Annotated in this window: 23 protein-coding genes; 20 read left to right on the plus strand and 3 right to left on the minus strand. The window is 71.3% G+C overall.

The features are described 5' to 3' along the window. Window positions 1-37 precede the first annotated feature (37 nt). From CCO04_RS02025 to CCO04_RS02120, 20 genes are all read left to right on the plus strand, one after another. A complete protein-coding gene (locus tag CCO04_RS02025) occupies window positions 38-472 on the plus strand; it encodes a hypothetical protein (RefSeq protein ID WP_215812416.1) in 435 nt (144 codons plus the stop codon). Further along, window positions 469-666, plus strand: a complete 198-nt coding sequence (locus CCO04_RS02030; protein ID WP_215812417.1) for a hypothetical protein — start codon at window positions 469-471, stop codon at window positions 664-666. The genes CCO04_RS02025 and CCO04_RS02030 overlap by 4 nt, the downstream gene beginning before the upstream one ends. Beyond that, window positions 663-953, plus strand: a complete 291-nt coding sequence (locus CCO04_RS02035; protein ID WP_215812418.1) for a hypothetical protein — start codon at window positions 663-665, stop codon at window positions 951-953. Before CCO04_RS02030 ends, CCO04_RS02035 begins: the two co-directional genes overlap by 4 nt. Continuing rightward, window positions 950-1,777: a hypothetical protein gene (locus CCO04_RS02040; RefSeq protein WP_215812419.1), complete on the plus strand. Its 828-nt coding sequence runs from the start codon at window positions 950-952 to the stop codon at window positions 1,775-1,777. The genes CCO04_RS02035 and CCO04_RS02040 overlap by 4 nt, the downstream gene beginning before the upstream one ends. A 107-nt stretch (window positions 1,778-1,884) precedes the next feature. After that, window positions 1,885-2,097, plus strand: coding sequence for a hypothetical protein (locus CCO04_RS02045; RefSeq protein ID WP_215812420.1), 213 nt, complete (start codon window positions 1,885-1,887; stop codon window positions 2,095-2,097). A 3-nt stretch (window positions 2,098-2,100) separates the two neighbouring features. Continuing rightward, window positions 2,101-2,463: a hypothetical protein gene (locus CCO04_RS02050; RefSeq protein ID WP_215812421.1), complete on the plus strand. Its 363-nt coding sequence runs from the start codon at window positions 2,101-2,103 to the stop codon at window positions 2,461-2,463. 235 nt (window positions 2,464-2,698) lie between these two features. Next, window positions 2,699-3,094: a hypothetical protein gene (locus CCO04_RS02055; RefSeq protein WP_215812422.1), complete on the plus strand. Its 396-nt coding sequence runs from the start codon at window positions 2,699-2,701 to the stop codon at window positions 3,092-3,094. Next, on the plus strand, window positions 3,094-3,981 hold the full coding sequence (locus CCO04_RS02060) for a hypothetical protein (protein WP_215812423.1): 888 nt from the start codon (window positions 3,094-3,096) through the stop codon (window positions 3,979-3,981). Before CCO04_RS02055 ends, CCO04_RS02060 begins: the two co-directional genes overlap by 1 nt. A 170-nt stretch (window positions 3,982-4,151) precedes the next feature. Beyond that, window positions 4,152-4,553 carry a hypothetical protein gene (locus CCO04_RS02065; protein WP_215812424.1) on the plus strand — a complete coding sequence of 134 codons (402 nt, stop codon included), beginning with the start codon at window positions 4,152-4,154 and terminating at the stop codon, window positions 4,551-4,553. Beyond that, window positions 4,550-4,975 (plus strand): hypothetical protein, encoded by a 426-nt coding sequence (locus tag CCO04_RS02070; protein WP_215812425.1) that lies wholly within the window; start codon window positions 4,550-4,552, stop codon window positions 4,973-4,975. The genes CCO04_RS02065 and CCO04_RS02070 overlap by 4 nt, the downstream gene beginning before the upstream one ends. Window positions 4,976-5,047: 72 nt before the next feature. Then, window positions 5,048-5,593 (plus strand): hypothetical protein, encoded by a 546-nt coding sequence (locus CCO04_RS02075; protein WP_215812426.1) that lies wholly within the window; start codon window positions 5,048-5,050, stop codon window positions 5,591-5,593. Window positions 5,594-5,699: 106 nt separating this feature from the next. Then, window positions 5,700-6,290, plus strand: coding sequence for a hypothetical protein (locus CCO04_RS02080; protein WP_215812427.1), 591 nt, complete (start codon window positions 5,700-5,702; stop codon window positions 6,288-6,290). A gap of 185 nt (window positions 6,291-6,475) precedes the next feature. Next, window positions 6,476-6,700: a hypothetical protein gene (locus CCO04_RS02085; protein ID WP_215812428.1), complete on the plus strand. Its 225-nt coding sequence runs from the start codon at window positions 6,476-6,478 to the stop codon at window positions 6,698-6,700. A 50-nt stretch (window positions 6,701-6,750) separates the two neighbouring features. Then, on the plus strand, window positions 6,751-9,402 hold the full coding sequence (locus CCO04_RS02090; RefSeq protein WP_215812429.1) for a hypothetical protein: 2,652 nt from the start codon (window positions 6,751-6,753) through the stop codon (window positions 9,400-9,402). A gap of 69 nt (window positions 9,403-9,471) precedes the next feature. Next, window positions 9,472-11,265, plus strand: coding sequence for a hypothetical protein (locus CCO04_RS02095; RefSeq protein ID WP_215812430.1), 1,794 nt, complete (start codon window positions 9,472-9,474; stop codon window positions 11,263-11,265). 11 nt (window positions 11,266-11,276) lie between these two features. Continuing rightward, window positions 11,277-12,788 (plus strand): hypothetical protein, encoded by a 1,512-nt coding sequence (locus tag CCO04_RS02100; RefSeq protein ID WP_215812431.1) that lies wholly within the window; start codon window positions 11,277-11,279, stop codon window positions 12,786-12,788. Continuing rightward, complete coding sequence (locus CCO04_RS02105) at window positions 12,789-13,151, plus strand: hypothetical protein (RefSeq protein WP_215812432.1); 363 nt, start codon at window positions 12,789-12,791, stop codon at window positions 13,149-13,151. It abuts the gene before it with no gap. After that, on the plus strand, window positions 13,148-13,672 hold the full coding sequence (locus CCO04_RS02110; protein WP_215812433.1) for a M15 family metallopeptidase: 525 nt from the start codon (window positions 13,148-13,150) through the stop codon (window positions 13,670-13,672). Before CCO04_RS02105 ends, CCO04_RS02110 begins: the two co-directional genes overlap by 4 nt. Before the next feature lie 44 nt (window positions 13,673-13,716). Further along, window positions 13,717-14,394 carry an endonuclease/exonuclease/phosphatase family protein gene (locus CCO04_RS02115; protein ID WP_215812434.1) on the plus strand — a complete coding sequence of 226 codons (678 nt, stop codon included), beginning with the start codon at window positions 13,717-13,719 and terminating at the stop codon, window positions 14,392-14,394. After that, complete coding sequence (locus tag CCO04_RS02120; protein WP_215812435.1) at window positions 14,391-14,570, plus strand: hypothetical protein; 180 nt, start codon at window positions 14,391-14,393, stop codon at window positions 14,568-14,570. The genes CCO04_RS02115 and CCO04_RS02120 overlap by 4 nt, the downstream gene beginning before the upstream one ends. A gap of 74 nt (window positions 14,571-14,644) precedes the next feature. Here the strand turns inward: CCO04_RS02120 and CCO04_RS02125 are convergent, their stop codons facing one another. The 3 genes from CCO04_RS02125 to CCO04_RS02135 are packed head-to-tail and all read right to left on the minus strand — an operon-like array spanning window position 14,645 to window position 17,632. Continuing rightward, on the minus strand, window positions 14,645-14,875 hold the full coding sequence (locus tag CCO04_RS02125; RefSeq protein WP_215812436.1) for a DUF3263 domain-containing protein: 231 nt from the start codon (window positions 14,873-14,875) through the stop codon (window positions 14,645-14,647). A 31-nt stretch (window positions 14,876-14,906) separates the two neighbouring features. Further along, window positions 14,907-16,091 carry a lipase family protein gene (locus tag CCO04_RS02130; RefSeq protein WP_215812437.1) on the minus strand — a complete coding sequence of 395 codons (1,185 nt, stop codon included), beginning with the start codon at window positions 16,089-16,091 and terminating at the stop codon, window positions 14,907-14,909. Next, the gene (locus CCO04_RS02135; RefSeq protein WP_215812438.1) at window positions 16,088-17,632 is read right to left on the minus strand and encodes a M28 family peptidase; all 1,545 of its coding nucleotides are present in this window, start codon (window positions 17,630-17,632) and stop codon (window positions 16,088-16,090) included. The genes CCO04_RS02130 and CCO04_RS02135 overlap by 4 nt, the downstream gene beginning before the upstream one ends. Between the last annotated feature and the right edge of the window lie 80 nt (window positions 17,633-17,712).

Genomic DNA, 17,712 nt, shown 5'->3' on the forward strand with positions numbered 1-17,712 from the left:
CCACCTACCCGAGACACCACCTGAGAGGGGTCCATCCATGATCACAGCACGAGTGCGCCGGCTGAGCCTGGCGCCGACCGAGACCGCGGAGCCCGAGGGGCTGGCGGCCGTCGTGGAGACGGCCGACGGCGAGCTGTACCTCCGCGACGAGGACCCGGCCGGCGCCGGCCTCTGGAAGCGTGCGGCCGGCTACGACGACGGGTACCGCCACCGGTACGCCGACCTCGAGGTCGTCGCGGTCCGCTCCGCCGGCTACGAGCCCGGTGAGCCGGGCCTGACGCCCGACACCGCGGCGGCGCTGATCGCGCTCGCCCTCCGGCCGGGCGTCGACGGCACCCGTCGTGCCTCCACCGCTCTCGCGATCTACGGGCGGTTCGCCCGCGAGGTCACGGCGACGGCCGGCCCGTCGGCGCTGGCCGCGGTCGTCGGCGCCGTCGAGCACCGCGCCGCCGCCACCGGGAGGGCCGCATGACCGAGTCCGTCGCCTGGACCGCTGCTGCCGTGTTCTTCGCCTTCTGGGCGATCGAGCACGTCGGCGGCCGCCGGATCAGGGATGAGCTGCGCGAGGAGCGCGATCTCGCTCTCGACACCCTCGGCCTCGTCATGCGGGGCACGCCGGTGCACCCGAAGCCCGGCCTGCGCCTCGTGAAGGGGGACCGCACATGAGCGCCCGGGTCGTCTACGACCACCGGGGCGACCCGGTGACCCTGACCGAGGTCGGTCCCGTCGATCCGCCACGGCGGGTCGACCACACCGCCTGCGACCCCCACGAGTGCTGGGTGTGCCTGTGGCACCGGCAGATCGCCGCGGACCTCGACCGGCACCGGGTCGCCTGCGCTGAGTGCTCCGGCGCCGTCGCCGTGGACGAGCTGTGCGAGCACGACGGTCCGCTGTGCCCGGACTGCTGCCCGGCCGAGCACCTCGAGCCGCCCCGGCTGTGGGTGGTCGAATGATCACGCCCGGGCTGCACCACGCCATGACGATCGAGGACTACCGAGCCCGTACGGGCCACCTCTCGTCGTCGGTGCTGAGGAAGGCGTTGCCCGAGCGGTACCCGGCTGCGGGTGCCTCGCGTGCACGTGCGTTCGGGGCGCTGTTCCACGCGGTGGTGCTCGATCCCGATCGGCTCGACGACCGGTACGTCGTCCTCGACCCGGGCAAGGTCGGGCGCCGCAAGGACGGCAGCGTCGCCGACCACCCGACGGCGACGACCGCGTGGCGGACCGCGGCGGCCGAGGTCGCGACGGCCGGCAAGACGCTGGTCTCGCCCGAGGACTGGGAGCGTGCGCACGCGATGCGCGACGCGGTCACCCGCAGTCCCAGTGCGGCCGCGCTGCTCTTCGACCTCCCGGGCGCGACCGGGGTGTCGGCGTTCTACGAGTCGCCGGCCGGACTGCGCCACAAGGCCCGGTACGACCGGCTTCTGGACGGCATCGTGGTCGACCTCAAGTCGACCGGCACGAGGCCGGGTGCCGACGCACTCGCTCGAGCCGTCGTCGACCACGGCTACGACCTCGGCGCCGCGCACGACCTCGCGGTCGGTGACGGGCTCGAGCTCGCGCTCGAGCGCGTCGCCCTCGTGTTCGTCTCCAAGGAGCCGCCCCACCACCGGGTCACCGTCTGCGATCTGGCCGAGGAGTTCCTGCGGCGCGGCCGGGCGCTCCGGGCGCTCGCCGTCGAGCGCCTCACCGACCCGGCCGCCGAGACCTACGAAGGAGCCGACGGTCCGCTCACCCTCGCGTTGCCCCGCTGCGACCGGATCGAGCAGCGCCGGTGACCTCCTCCACGGACCGGTCCCGGTCCGCCTGCACCGGGTGTGGGAAGCCGACGCAGTCGGCGAGCTCGGTGTGCCGGTCCTGCCAGCGCTCGTCGACCTCGCGCACCGTGAAGACCTGCACGGGCTGCGGCGAGAAGCACCGGGCGCGGACGTTCGACACCTGCCCGGCCTGCCGGCGTACCGACGACGGCCTCACCGGTGGTCGCTGGGTCCAGGCCGGCGCCGTCCGGCGGTGGCGGCCGTGGACCGACGCCGAGCGCGCGGAGCGTGCTCGCCAGCTGCCTGCCGCACTCGCGGAGTGGCGGCGCCGGCGGAGGTGAGCGATGGCCTTCTTCCTCGTCGATGACCAGTTCCACGGGCATCCCAAGGCGCGGCGAGCCCAGCTCGAGGCGATCGGCCTCTGGACCGTCGCGGGTTCGCACTGCACGGCGTACCGCACGGACGGCTTCGTGCCGACGTGGTTCGTGTCCGGATGGCCGCGCGGCAAGCAGGCGGCGACCCGCCTGGTGGCCGCGGGGCTGTGGCGGGAGAGCGAGCAGGAGGGGGAGCCGGGCTACCAGTTCCACGACTGGCACGACATCCATCGCACCGCCGAGGAGCTCGAGGCCGAGCGCGAGCGTGCTCGGGACCGGCAGCGCAAGCGCCGCCGGCGGCTCGCCGAGCTCCGCGACGAGGAGCTGGCGTGACGGCCCGCCCGGTCACGCGTGACGTGCGGCGTGACGTGTCGCGTGACGAGCGGCGTGACGCCCGCGGTGACCGTCCCGTGACGTCCGCCGTGCGTCACGCGACCTACACCGCACCGCTCCCCACCGCACCGCGCCTGTCCCTCGTGGTTGCGCGCCGCTGCTCCGGGATCGAGGCGAGTCCGAATCCGAATTGCGGACATCGGCGCGCGACCACCTTCGGAATCGGGAGGACGAGATGAACGAGCACGAGGCGCAGCGCATCGCGTGCGCGATCTCCCGCGCCCGCCCGGACTGGCCTGAGCGCCAGGTCAGGACCCTCATCGAGACCAGGCTCCTGGACCGTCCTCGACGGGACGTGTTCGTCGCCCTGGCCTGGGTCGCGAGCGAGCGCACCAGCGCGAGTCCGTACCGCGTGCTGGAGGCGGGGCCCTGGTGGCAGGCCGCGGCCGTGGACGGTACGACGTCCCCCCGGCAGCCCTTCACCACGGCGACGGCGTGCGACGTCTGCTCCCAGCCCGCCCAGCGTCACACCGCCCACAGCGGCCACGAGTTCGTCAGCGTCGCCGACGCCGCGCGCGCCCGTACCGACGACCCCAAGCCCCGACTTCCCCGAACCAAGGAGATCTCCTGATGCCCGCACCTCCCGACCCCGGCACGAGCTGCCTGCACTGTGCCGCCGAGACGACCAACGGACTGGCGTTGTGCGACCTGTGCCAGGTGCGGGCCGCGACCGCGCTGGAGTTCGTGCCGGTCTACTTCCGCAACCTGGCGCGGTGGCGGCCGGGGCGTGCCGGGGTCAAGCAGGTCCCGGGATCGCGCGTCCTCTGGGACGGCGCGCACCACGACCGTTCCGGCGACCGCGTCGGTCGCGCGCTCGGCGAGGCCGGCAGCGACCTCACCACCTGGGCCCGTGCCCTGGCGGACGACCGGAACCTGCCGCTGCCCACGGCGGACGACGAGCCGGCGGTCGTGGCGGTGACCTGCCGCCTGCTCGCCCAGCACCTGGCCAGCATCGGCACGCTGGAGTGGGCCGGCGCGTTCGTGCGTCAGCTGGCGACGCACGAGGAGCTGCTGCGCCGGCTCACCGAGGACGTCGCGCCGGGCTGGTACGCCGGCAGCTGCCGCAGCGAGGTCGACGGCGCGCTGTGCGGGGCCGACACCTACGTCGTACCGGGGCTCACGTGGGTCACCTGCCGCGGCTGCGGCATCACCACCTATGCACGCGACCACCTGGCGACGATCCTCGAGGAGGCGCGGGGGTGGGTCGCGCGGCCCAAGGAGCTCGCCGAGGTCCTGGTGGCGCTGCACGACTCCGAGACGAGCGTGCCGCGGCTCTACGACCGCATCCGCAAGTGGTCGGCGCGGGGGCGCATCCAGGCCGTGCGGCGGCTCGACGACGACGGCGACCAGGTGGGTCCGAAGCGCTACCGCCTCGGGGAGGTGCTGGATCTGCTCGCTGCCGAGTCCCGTCCGTGTGCGAAGGGCGTCTCGGTTCGCCGGGCTCGTGCGGTGCCATAGTTGTCCCAGTTCCAGGCGGCGGCAGCGTCCCCAGAGTGAGGCCCGGCTCGATCGATCGAGCAGGGCCGTTCCATGGGGGCCGCGGACCTCGGGACCTCCCGCCGTACCCGGCTGCCTGACCGGCGGCCGGCGGCAGCAGCCGGCGTGCACCCGCACGCGGGTTGACGACCATGCGCGACCGACCGAACCAGGGGGTATCGATGCCGTTCAAGGCTGTTCATCACATCGGTGATCTCGCCCGTGACCTCGCGAGCATCCCCGACGCCGCATCCGAGGACGTCCGTACCGCGGTGCGGAAGGGGGCGATGAGCGGCAACCTCGTCGCCAAGAACCGGGTGCGCACGACCATTGCCGGCCCGTTCTACCGGACCCTCACCTGGGACCAGCCGCGCGCGGTCGACGGCGTCGGCTGGTCGGCGGACTACGGGCCGGTGTCCGATCCGCCTCCGGGCGGCGCGCCGGCCCTGGACGCCGCCCTCGAGACGTCCGGCGCTGCTGCGATCGGCCTCGTCACGCGGGACGTCCGGGTCGCGATGGATGACTGGTTCCGGCCCGGGAGGGGACGGCGATGACCGGCAACCTCGACCTCCAGCCGCTCGCCACCGCGATCAAGACCGCGATCCAGGCCGAGCTCGGCAGCCTCGCCACCGTCTACGACATCGACGACGTCCCCGGCACTCCGGGAGGCAGCGACCCGACCGGTACGCCGCCGGCGCAGCACGTCGAGATCGCGCTCAACCGCAGGGATGCAGCGCCCACCCGGCGCGGATCCGGCGTGGTGAGCGTCCCCGACTTCGAGCTCGCGACCCGCTGCCACGCCGGCTCGGTCGGCACCGTCCGCGAGCTCCGGCGTCTCGTCGCCCTCGCCCTCGAGGGCCGGGCGCAGGACCTCCCCGACGGCGGCACCGCCGGTCCGTTCGTGTTTGCGATCGGCGAGCCCGAGGACGACGACGCCACCGGCTGGTTCGGGTCCGACCACTGGACCTTCGCCTGAGCGGCACCCCCACAAGTTTCCCCTGTCGAACCAACCACCAGCGGCCAGAGGCCGAGAACAAGGAGACGAGCGATGCCTGAACCGCTTCGCCCCGCACCGGCCAAGCTGTACGGCCGCCGGAACTGGATCTTCATCCCCACGATCGCTTCGGCGACCCTCGCGCCCACCGTGGCCGAGGCCACCGGAGCTGCGGCGCTCGACATCACGAACATCGCGTTCAGCGACGGCGCCCCGAACCCGACGGCGGAGACCACCCTCGTCGAGACCGAGCGCCGGTTCGGCGACACCCTCGTCTACGAGGGCATCGGCGAGACCAAGTACGGCGGCGGTGACCTCACCTACGCCTTCGACGCCCAGGGTGTCGCCGCCTCCAACCCGGTCAAGCTCTGGGAGAAGTGGCTCAACGTCAGCGGCGCCGTCACCGGCTTCCTCGCCGACCGCCAGAACGTGGCGCGGGCGACCGCGATCACCGCCGGCCAGTTCCTCCACGTCTACCCCGTGGAGATCGGGCCGTCGATGCCCGGCACCAAGGGTGAGGGCGCGACCGCCGAGGGCTCGGCGGTCTGCAAGTTCGCGATCACCGCCCAGCCGGCGTTCAAGATCGCCGTCCTCTCCTGAAAGTCCCGCAGGCGGGGCGGGTTCGACAGCCGCCCCGCCTGCGTCCACCTCGCTGTCGAACCGCACCTACCCGTCCCACTGTCGACCCCTGTCGAGAGGAACCGCCATGCCCAGCAAGACCGTCCTGATCTATGCCGACGGCGACTTCGAGCGCCTCGCCGAGGCGCGCCAGAACGTCGGCGTCGCCGAGCGCCAGGCGCTCGCCGCCCAGGCCGCACCGGGCCGGCTCGGTGACGACGTCGATGCCGACGCCGAGGTCGCCGCCGCCCAGGCCCGCTACGACGAGATCGTCGACGAGGCCACCGCGCGCGCCGAGGAGTGGGTCATCGGCTCCATCGGCCACGAGGAGTGGCGCAGCATCCTCGCCGAGCACCCGCCGCGCAAGGTCCCCGGCGAGGGCGAGAACCCTGCCGAGACCGACCACCCGGACGACGCCGACTGGGGCGTCAACATCGAGACCTTCGGCAAGGCGCTGCTGATGTACGCCGACCCCGAGGACGACGTACACCGCACGGTCGTCAAGGCCGGCGACGTCGCCCTCGACACCATCGGCGGCCTCGGACGCCGGATCAAGCGCCTGTCCATCGGCCAGCTCGAGACGCTCTGGGTCACCGCCTACGTGCTCAACACCGGCGGAATCTCGGACCCAAAAGCAGCGCGGTACTCGCCCGGCGTACCGAAGTCCGACGCGACCTGAGCATCGCCCGGTCGCTGGGCCTCACCCTGGCCCAGCTCGACCGCCTCGACCCGCGCGAGCGCGACCTCTGGCTCACCGACTGGCAGCGCCGCCAGGCCGAGTGCCCCGACTGCGGCAACCCGGTCGAGGAGTGCTCCGACCCCGAGCGCTCCTGGTACCCCTACCGCCGCATCTGCTACGCCGCGATGGAACGTGCGGCCGCGCAGGATGCCTACGCCGACCTGCACGAGAAGGCGGCGTACCACGACGGCACCTTCCAGTCCTGGCACGAGAAGCGCTCACCCGAGTTCCCGTACCACCACTCGCACGGCGTCGGCATCGGCGTCGCCCCGATCGACCCCACCCCGTGGGACGCGTTCACCACCGAGCGCGATGCATCACCGCAGGAGCCGGACGAGCCGGCGCCCTAGCGCACCCCAACCTTCGCAACACCCGACTACCCGAGAGGTGGTGATCCGCCGTGGCCGTTCGCCGCGAAACCGTCCGTCTCGAGGTCGAGGACCATTTCACGAAGGAGATGCTGAAGGCCGTCACAGCGGCCGAGAAGCTGGACAAGGCCCTTCGCCCGTTGACGGGGTCCGCCGGTGGTTCGTCGAAGTCCTTCGACAAGGTCGTGCGACAGGTCGAAGGACTCGGCCGGGCCTCCCGACGCAGTCGGACCGACATCGACAACATGGCGCGCCGGCTCCGGCTGCTCTCCACCGCGCTGTCGGGGCTCGACCCGGCGGCGGAGTCCCTGGAGAGCGCCCGTCGTGCGATCGGTCAGATCGCTCCCGAGACCCAGCAGGCCGTCGGCCAGCTCCAGCGGTTGCCTGCGGTGATCGAGGGCGTCCGGAGCCAGACCGACCAGGACTGGCTGCCCGGACTGAACGAGACGTTGAAGTCGTTGGAGGTCATCTCGCCGCGGGTCGCCGAGGGAGTGACCGGGGTGTCGGCGGCGCTGCGCTCGAGCGACCTCGGCGGTCCGATCCTGACCGGCCTCGCGGCCCTGTCGCTGTACGAGCGCGGGTTGCAGGGCACCGCGGCTGCGGCGAAGAACCTCGCGGGTTCTAAGTTCCTCAGTGGCAAGCTCGAGGAGCAAGGTGTCTTCGGAGCAACAAAGAGCGCCGCAACAGCTACTCGCTCCCGGATCAAGCTCTTGCGTGCTGATCTGCGCTCGATGAGTCGGGAGTACCCGGACCTCAACAAGGCCCAGTCCTTGTTCCACTCGGGCATGGAGCAGAGCTCGGCTGCCGCCAAGCGCACAGGATCCGCGCTGAAGACCACGGGGCTCGTTGCCCGGCGTACCGCGGGGCCGCTGGCGGCTCTGACTCTGGCGACCACTGGCCTGGGAGAGTCGTTCGGCGGCACCGTGACTGAGATGGCGCTGGCGGGGTCGGCATTCGGCCCCTGGGGTGCGGCGGCTGGCGCAGTGACTGGGATGGTGCTCGACGCGGCGGCCGCCAACGATGCCTTCGTCGCGTCGTTTGACGGGGTCCATGCCGCCGTTGCTGCGGGCGATCTGCCTACCGCCCAGGTCTTGCTCCAGCAGGGTAAGGCGGATGTCAAGGACTTCAACGAGAAGGTCGAGTGGGATACGGAGGACATCCTCCAAACGGTGACCGGTATCGGTGTGCTTCTGAACGGTTCGGAGATCAAGAACTCCCTGAAAGGCGTCTTCGGCAAGTCGGACGTCGAGGACGGCGCCGAGAAGGAACGCAAGGCTCAGAAGGAGGTCGAGAAGCTCGAGCGTTCCCAGCAGCGTCTGGCCGATCTGCAGGGCCGAATCGCCGCAGAGAACCACATCAGCCAGTGGGCTCATCAGGTCGCCGGCTCGATGCGGTCGCTCGCAACCGACGTCCAGAAGCCGACCACGTCGCTGGAGACTCTCGAGCGGCGCATGCGCGAAATGGGCCGAGCCGACGCCCAGATGGGCAAGAACATCAACAAGGCCCTGGACAACGGGGCCTCGGCCGATGCCATCCAGCAGATCATCGAAGACCTCGGCCCAGAGGCCGGTCTGGCTCTCGAGCAGCTTGCCAATGGCGGCCAGGCCGCCGCCCGACGCCTCAATCGCGCCTTCCGGGTGGCCACGAAGGGCGCGGGGGGCCTCGAGGGCTCGCTCGGCCGCGTTGGTAGGGCGGTGGGACTGCTTCCGAACGGCAAGCGGATCAAGATCACTGCAAATACGGCTGGGGCAGTGAGCGCGATCGGTGCGCTCCTCAACCAGGCGCAGAGCCTGAGGCGGCTCCGGCTCGACTTCGTCGGTAGCGGCGCGTCCGACGTGACAGGCGCGGCAGGAGGGCGCGGTAAGGCAGATGGTGGAACGGTTCCGAAGACGGGCCTGGGCTACGCCGACCGCCACCTCTATCTCCTGGCAGACGGCGAAGAAGTCATCTCCAACCGCCACGGCCAGGCTGACCGCCATCGTTCGCTGCTCAAGGAGATCAACGCCAACCGGCTGGCGGACGGCGGGACGACTGGCCCGCGCGACCGTGGCCGGCCACGAGATGCTGGGCGATCGTCCGATCGGTTCGACCTTCCACGCACGCTCCGGGGGCTGAACAAGGTTCTCGAGGAGTCCCGGAGAGCGCTGAAGCACGAGAAGGACACGCGCGAAGAGCTGACCGACAAGATGCCCTCGCTCCGCGAGACCGTCGCGGGAAAGCTCACCTCTGAGCTCTTCGGGGAGACGGACGCGTGGTCCGCGGGATCATCCTTCGCCGACGTGATGGCGAAGCTCGACGGCGACATCGCGTCCGGCAACCAGCTCAACCGGAACATCGCCGATCTCAGGAGGAAGGGCGTGTCCGGTGACGCCCTCGCGACGCTGCTGGCGGAGGGCGACTCGTCGACCATCGCTGGTTTCGCTGCACTTTCGGCGGGTCAGCTGAAGACGTATCAGGACCGTTTCGGCGAGCGGGCCGCCTTGGCCTCCGGTAACCGCGGCGTGGGTGCAGCGGCAGCGGCAGCGGCCTACAAGGCGCAGAACGACGCCGCCGCGGCGAATGTGAAGAAGCTCGAGGCGAAGCTCGACGCCATCGAGAAGGCGATTAGAGCCGAGCACCGGCAGGACCGAAGGTCGAACCAGCGCGGACGTGGAAACGCCGCACGAAGCAAGAAGGGCAAGTGACATGGCTGTGGCAGCTCTGCCGACCGTCGCCTCGAGCGACCTGGTGATGCCCGCGCGAGGCGGTGCCCGATGACGCAGCAGGTTCGGCTCGGATGGGCCCCGCTCGAGCTCGCTGACCCGGGTACTCCGCCGCCTGCGGAGGGGTACCTCATCGAGGCGATGGCTGAGGGTACGAACTTCGGCAATCCTGGCGCGCGCCTCGAGGTGGTCCAGTCGCTTCTGACAGACGGCGCACTGGCTGTCCTCGAAGGATGGGACAACCGAGAGGCGCCCATTCGCCTGCGCCTGTCCGCTCCACTGGTCGCGGCGGGTCCGGCCCTGGCGGCCGCCGAGATGGCGCTGATGCGGGGTGCGCTGGCACCCTCCAAGGCGCCGCTGGTGTACGTGCCGGCAGCGACGTCTGCGGCTACATGTGTTTTCGACGTCGTCGGAGCGAGGCTCGAGCGTGACACCTCCGAGGGGTGGGACATCGAGGAGGAGCGGAGGGAGTACCGGTACTACCTGCTCACCTTGACCTGCCTCCCGTTCGCCCGGCCCGAGGAGACCGTCGTCGTTCCCGCGATTCCCGTCGCACCCAACCCGGGCGGAACGGCTGTCTATCAGACGCTCGACACTTGTGATGCGACCACCAACTGGTCCGCTTCCTTCGACCTGGCCAACAGGCATCCGAGCATGTTCTCCAACTCCTTCGGCGTCGTAGCCGGCGCCGTTCGAAGCACGTCCACGTCTTTGTGGACGCTCGACTACGCAGGCATGACGCTGACCCGATCCAGCGCCGTGTCGATGGCGGGTCTTCCCTACCTGGCGGTCGATGTGCGGGTCAGCCATCCATCGGTCTTCAATCTGCCGTCGATCAAGATCGACGGCGTGAGCGCGACTCCGCTCTCCGCTGAGCCGATCGGCAGCGGGTACACGCGGATCTATGTCGCCGCGACGAACTTCTCGGTTCTCTCGGTATCGGTCCCCTTCGTGGCCGGCGAAAACCGTAGCGGTGATCGTTGGCTGGAAGTCACCAACGTGGCTCGAACCGACACCATCGGAGACAAGGTCGACAGCACGCTGCGGCAGCAATCGCGGACTGCGACCGTGAGCGGCTCGGCGCCGACGCAGGCCGCAATCCGCCTATTCGACGCCACGCCGACCGCCTTGGGCACCGACAACCTGATCTACACCTCGACCAATGTGCTCTGGCGTCCGCCGCTGCGTCGCTGGCTCGCCTCGAGCTCGGCTGTTACCGCAGACGCTTCGCTCGTCTCTGGGGGACGGAACACGCTGGCGACGCCGACCACGATCCGAATTCCCGCCAGTCGCCTGACGCATGGTTCCTACGCGCTCATGGCTCGCATGAACATCAGCGTCGCTGGTTCGTTGGGATGGTCGGTCAGGATGGTCGGGGCAGGCGGCGCGAGCACGGTCGGGTCATCGGTCGTCAATGCGGGCTCGATCCCGGTTCCGGTCACGAGCGGCTACCAGGTGCTCAACCTCGCAGCCCTTCCGCTGCCCGTCGTGGCCGCGGAAGGGGACCAGCTCATCGAGCTCGTCTTGACCGGCACCTCGAACATGACGCTGGACGAAGGCTGGCTGTTCGGCCTTCATGACGGAGCGCTCACCTGGATCCGCGACGCCGATTCGCTGACCTGGTTGGAGATTCGATCGCCTGAGCTGGGTGCCGCCCGTCCGTCGGTGTACGGAGGAACGGGAGCCAAGGGCACCAACTCCGTGTGCATCGACTGGAAGTGCGTGTCCTTCGGTGCGCACAGGTTCTCACCGGGGGTGACGCAGGTGTTCACGGTCACCTCGGCGACGGTCGGGAGTCAGTCCGAGCTCGAGTTCTATCCGCGCTACCACTCCCACGTCGCATGAGCAGGTCATCGGTGAGCCGGCCCGAGGTCCGTGTCGGGCGAACCTGGCTGTCTTCTCTCGTTCCCCAAGGCTGGGGCGAGCTCAAGCACTCCACTCGCACGAACGGCTCCTGGCAGGCGTCCTGGACCATCCCCGACTCGCGGAACTGGCGCCACCCCGCCCTCGTGTACGGCGCCGCGGTCGAGATCTTCCTCGGCCCCGTCTGCATCTGGTCCGGGACGCTCGACGAGCCCAACTGGGACTCGGGCGAGTTCGTGGCGCTCGGCGCGTGCCGGGACGCGGAGACCAACCCGGGGCTCACGCCGGCGGGTGATGCGTCGACGGTGCCGAACGTGGTGGTCGATGCGGCGATCGCGGACGGCGGCCTCGCCGGGTGGACGCGGGTCGGCAACTTCGGGACGGTGTCGGTCGGCCGGGACGACGGGGAGGGTGGGCTGTCGACGATCAGCTCGATCCTCGATGCCTGGGCGCAGGAGAACAAGACGCGCTGGTTGGTCAACGAGAACCGGCAGCTGGTCATCGCGCCGGTCGACGAGTCCAAGCCCACCTGGTACGTCGTGCCGGGCTCGGGCGTGCTGGGTTCCTCCGCGGAGGAGCGGGCCGACCGGGTGTACGTCCGTTACAAGGACGCCACCACGGGGAGCCGGAGCACCGTCTTCTACCCGCCCACGGGTCTCACTCGGGTCAAGCAGACGGCGGACATCACGGACCGGGGTTTCAAGACGGCCGCGCAGGCCACTGCGATCGCCCAGGACGAGTGGAACAAGCTCCAAGGGCGGTCGGGCTGGACGAACGGTCTCACCCTCACCCACGGTCAGGTGACGACGCCCGGCGGCGTGGTTGCCGACCTGTCGATGGTGAAGGCCGGCGACACGATGCGGCTGCTCGGCGTCCCGGACGTGCGAGGTCTGGCCCAGAACACGGACGTCGTCGTCGGGGACACCGACTACGACTGGACGGAGGACGAGCTGCAGGCCAATCCGGTGGGGCTCGCGGCGCGGGACGAGGAGTCGATCCTCGAGCAGGTCAAGACCCTCGCGGTCGACGCCAGTGCGCGGGCGACGGCGGTGTCGGTCGGGGACCCCATCCCGGCCATCTCGGTCTACAAGAACAGCGCTCAGAGTCTCGCCGCCAACACGTCGGCGGTGATCCAGATGGACCTCGCCCGCTCGGGCCCCACTGGAGGCATGCTGCTCAAGGAAGGGACGATCACCGTTCCGCGAGGCGGTTGGTACCAGGTCAACGGGAATGTCACCTTCGCGTCGTCGACGGCGGCGAGCCGTCGCTTCGTCTGGATCGGGGTGGGTGGTACGCCGGGCGCCTACAGCACGGTCGTCCAGACGAGCATCCTCGCCTCGGCACAGGACACGGCCAACATCTCGGCGCTGGACGTCTCGGCGGCGGTGTTCCTCACCGCGGGTCAGGTCGTGAGTCTCGTCGCCCAGGCCGCCACGGCCTGGACCATCGACGCCTCGCAGCCGTACATGAACGCCCTGACGGTGGCCTATCTCGGAGCCGGGTGAGTGACCGACGCGACGGAGGCGGCCCTGCTCGGCGTCGGCGTCGTCTGCGGGGCGTTGGTCTCGATGCTGACGCTGGCCGGGTTCCTGTGGCGCTTCGCGAAGCCGTGGCTCCGCGAGCAGATCGCGGACCCGGTGCAGGTCACCCGGGAGCACGTGGCGAACAGCCACACGTCCAACCTGCGCGCCGACATCGACGGGCTGGTGGCGCAGCTCGCGGAGGTGCGGTCGACCGGTGACGACACGGCCAAGGCGGTCGCCCGGATCGGGGGACAGCTCGACGTGCACCTCATCAGCTCGGCCGGCATGGAGGCCGCCACCAATGCGCGGCTCGCCGCGCTCGAATCCCGGCAGGAGCAGTCATGACCGCGACGTCGCAGAACGGCTGGCCGGCTCTCGGAGACGGGAGCGGCCGGCTGTACGTCTGGACCATCCCGGCGCGGACCGGCGAGGTCCACGTCCGGATGCGTGAGGGTTCGGCGGGGCTGCTCCTCGCTCATGTCCTGCTGTGGTGGGCCGAGCGGCTCGAGCCGGTGCGCGGCAGCGTGCTCGACGACTGGGGCTGGGCCTACCGGCCGGTGCGCGGCGCGCTGTCGCTGTCCAACCACGCCTCCGGTACGGCGGTCGACGTGAACGCGATGACCTACCCCCTGGGCACCGAGCACATGCCGGCGGCGATGGCGCGCCGGATCCGCCGGCGGCTCCGGCTCTACGGCGGGTGCGTCCGCTGGGGCGGTGACTACCGCGGCCGCAAGGACCAGATGCACCTCGAGATCGTCCGCGACCTCCGTGCCTGCGAGCACGTCGCCCGCCGGCTGATGAGTACGCCGCGCGGCCGGCGCCTGCTCGCGGCCAACCCCTCGCAGCGGGACGTCGTCCTGTCGTGACGGGTTGGCGTGCTGTCTGGCGTGGCCTGCGGTTGCGCCCGGACGTGCTCGAGGGCGTCACCGTCAACGACGACTTCACCGACCGGGTCAGCGACGTGCCCGCGATCCTGGCAGCCCGCCGGCCGGCCTGGATCGGGGTCCAGGAAGGCAAGCGGGAGGACTACGCCGGCCTGCTCGACGACCCGCGGTACGCCGTGGTGCAGCGGATGACGAGTGACGCCACCCGCGGCGTCGCGGTCGTCCTCGACCTCGACCAGGTCCGCCCCGTCGGCCGGTACGTCGACGACCCGCGCCGCCGCGGCCACGGCTACCGGCAGCTGACGGCGGCGGGTCTCGGGATCCTGGCGCGGGGCGTGGTGTGGCAGGACGTGCGCATCGCCGGCCCGCTCGGGCGGAGGCGGGTGGTCCGGCTCGCGTCGACGCACCGTCATCCGCGGCGGGCGCGGGCGCGGTGGTCCGACTTCGACGGCGCACTCGTGGACTGGCTCCTCGCCTCGCCCGTCCCGGTCTGGCTCGCCGGCGACTTCAACGCCCCGGTGGCCGCGGTGCGCCTGCGTGGCGCCGCCACCGCACGTCGCGGGCGCGGGATCGACGGCCACGTCCTGACCGGTCCGCTCCGGTTCGTCGACCGGCGTGCCCGCCGGCTCCGCAAGCGCACCAGTGACCACGCGGGCGTCTCCGCCCTCGTCCGAGTTCCCCGACGTCCCGAGGAGGGCCGATGACGATCAACCTGCCGGCGAGGATCCGCCGCGCGCTCTACGTCCTGACCGCGGCCGGAACCCCGGTCGTGGCCTATCTGCAGGTCAAGGGCCTCATCGGTGAACCCGAGATGGTCCTCTGGGCCGCCGAGGTCACCGTGGTCTCCGCGCTCGCGGGGCTGCACACCAGCGACCCGTAGGCGGATCCGCACACCGTTCCGAGCCCAGCACCAGAGCCGCCGTTCCCCTCGGGGAGCGGCGGCTCTTCGGCGTCTCAGGCCGCGCGTCGCGCGTCGCGGCGCTGCTCGCGCAGGCGGCGGAGCCGGTTGACCTCGCGCGGGTAGACCGCGAGCGCTGCCGGCGAGTCGAGCAGGACGTGCACGTGGCGCCAGAACAAGGTCGGCGACATGCTCAGCTGTTCGTGCACGTCGGCCTCGCGACGCGCGGGATAGCGGTAGTGGGCACTGGCCAGGCGGAGAGTCATGTGGTCGCGGACGCTGAGCATGGACCGGAGGCTAGGGCCAGGGTCCGACACTTCAGCGCCGCAGCTGCGCGAGGATCCACGCCGTCGCCGCCCCCACCGAGTACGACGCCGAGTTGGTCTCCGAGTGCCCCGCCAGCCAGCGCCCGAGCGTCACGTCGAGCCCCTGGCGCCGGTAGGAGCGGACCAGCTGCTCGGTGAAAACGAACGGCGCGACCGCGTCGACCAGGCCCTCCTCGATGCGGACCGGGAGGGGGCGCAGGCGGAGCCGGCGGACGTCGTCCTGGGCGAGCTGGGTGGTGACGACGCGGACGAGCTCGTTGCCGCGGGGGCCGAGGAGGCGGGCGGGGGCGAGGCCGCCCCAGGAGTCGGGGGCGGCGAGCTCGGCGAGGCAGCGTTGGTCGAGCTGGTTCCAGAGGGCGCGGGCGCGCGGGCTGAGGCCGCCGTCGAGGGCGAGGCGCTGGACGGCGGGGTCCTCGACGGCCTGGCCCTTGATGATGAGGGCGGCGAGGGCGACGAGCTCGCCGGTGAGGGGGGCGACGGCGACGGGGAGGGGGCGCAGGGTGCGGACCAGCACCTCCATCTGGGTGACGGGGGTGATCGCGTGGACGCCCATGAGGCGCATGCCCGGCACGAGGGTACGGCGGCGGTCGGCGACGTTGAGGGCGGCGACCCCGCCCTCGGAGTGGCCGGAGGCGACCCAGCGTCCGTTGAGGGGGACGAGGGCGCGGGTGGCGGCGACGAGGTCGACCATCGAGCGGCCGAGGGAGGCGCCGCGCAGGTAGGGGTGGGCGCCCGGCGTACCGAGGCCCTCGTAGTCGGGGCGGGCGACGGCGACGCCGGCCGCGAGGAGGCTGCGGGTGAGGTCGTCGCCCTGCTGCATGCGGCGCAGCTCGGGGTGACCGGGGGTGCCGTTGGTGGGCGCGCAGCGGTCGGCGATGCCGGTCGTCATGTGGCCGTAGACGACCAGCGGCCAGCCGGCCTTGGGGGCGCGGCCGCGGGGGACGAGCACCAGCCCCGTCGCCGGTACGACGCGCCCCGCCGCGGTGCTCGTCGTGTAGCGGACCTCGACGACGCGGCCGGCGCCGGCGACTTGGCTGGTGCGGCCGGCGGCGGAGGTGTCCAGGAGCGTGCCCGGGTGCGGTCCGGGGCGGGGGCCCGCGGCGGTGACCGGAGCCGTGGCCAGCAGCAGGACGGCGGTCGCGCCCGCGGCCGCGATCCGGCGCAGCGCCCGGTTCACCGCAGGCCCTGGCCGATCCGGTTGCTGGCCGTGCGGTCGAGCACGTCGAGCATGTCGGCGTAGAAGACGGCGACCGGGCGGAGCTGGGTCTGGTCGATCTTGTCGATGGTGTCGGCCTCGTCGTACATGTAGAGCGGGCCGGCGATGAGGCTGATCACCGGAACGCCCGCCTGGAGCACGAACGAGGCGTCGGTCGGGATGCCGCCGAGCAGCTTGGCGGGCAGCGTGGAGTTCAGGACCGCGGTGGTGTGCAGGTTGTTGCGCACGATGGCGGCGTCGAGCTTGAGCTTGAGCGGCAGGCTGACGTTCTCGAAGATGCCGCGCGGCTCGTGCTGCTCGAGCACCTTGAGCCGTCCGTCCTTGTCGACGACGGCGCGCTTGCCGACGTGCTCGATCGTCGCGTTGGCGACGATCCGGTAGGGCGTCTGCTTCTTGGTGATGTACTTCTCGACGAAGGCCTGGTGCTGCTGGTAGCCGGTGAAGTGGGTGTCGAAGGTCGCGAACATCATCGTCTTCTGGCGTGGCTGGTAGCCGCGCTTCTTGGCCAGCGCGCCGTAGTAGTCGGCGAGCGCGATGACCTCGGACGTGCCGGTGGCGTCCTCGACCGCGCCGGGGCCCTGGGAGTCGTGGTGCGACTGGACCATCACCGTGTCCTTGGTGCGTCCGGGCAGGAAGCCGACGACGGTCCGGGCGGTGACCGCCTTGCGCTCGACGGTGAGCCTCATCGTGGCGCGCCGGGTGGTGCCGAGGGCGGCGCGGAGCGCGGCGCCGTCCTTCTTGGTGACCCACACGCCGGGGACCGTCATCGGCGTCCGGCGGTAGTACTCGTTGTGGTAGCGGTTGGAGTCGAAGTAGTCGTCGAGGACGCCGATCACCCCCAACGCGCCGCCCTTCTGGGCGGCCTTGACGACGCTCTCCTGGTTGGTGAGGTAGGGGTTGGCGCTCAGCAGCGCGCTCGGGTTGAGCAGGCGCAGGTAGGGATCCCACAGGAACGTCGTGAACGGGAGCAGCCCGGCCAGCGGCAGCTTGAAGTTGAGGTCGAAGAGCACCCACTTGCCGCGGACGTCGGTGCTGCCCACGTCGCGGCCGCCGATGTCGACGACGTCGGCGGTCCGGCCCTGGGGGCCGAGCGTGCGGGTGCCCGGCGTGGTCGGGCCGACGATGAAGGAGTGCGAGATCGGGAACGAGTCGATCCGGCGGCCGGCGACGCTGAGGGAGCTGGCCGAGGCCTTCCAGGAGTACGACGTCGCCGTCTCGTAGTGGACGTTCGTCAGGCCGGCCTTGCGGAAGCGCTGCGCGACGTACTCGGCGGTGCGCAGGCCGCCGGGGGAGCCGGTGGTGCGCGGTGCGAAGCCGACCAGGTCCCGGATGGTCGCCATGAAGCCCGCGGTGCCGGCCAGTCCGGGCCGGACCGGCGGGACGGGGGCTGCGGCCTCGGCGGTCGCGGAGACGGACGACGGGCCGGGGCCGCCGGTCAGGACGGGGACCGCGAGGGCGGCCGCGGCGACGACGGCGAGGCGCCGGCGGAGGGTGAGACGCATCAGGACTCCTGGGAGCAGTGGAGTGGAGTAACAGACTGTACTTCAATCGAGTGACCGCGGTCACGCCTTTCCCGGGAGTG

The organism is Pimelobacter sp. 30-1 (assembly GCF_018831735.1).
In the GTDB taxonomy this organism is placed as follows: domain Bacteria; phylum Actinomycetota; class Actinomycetes; order Propionibacteriales; family Nocardioidaceae; genus Nocardioides.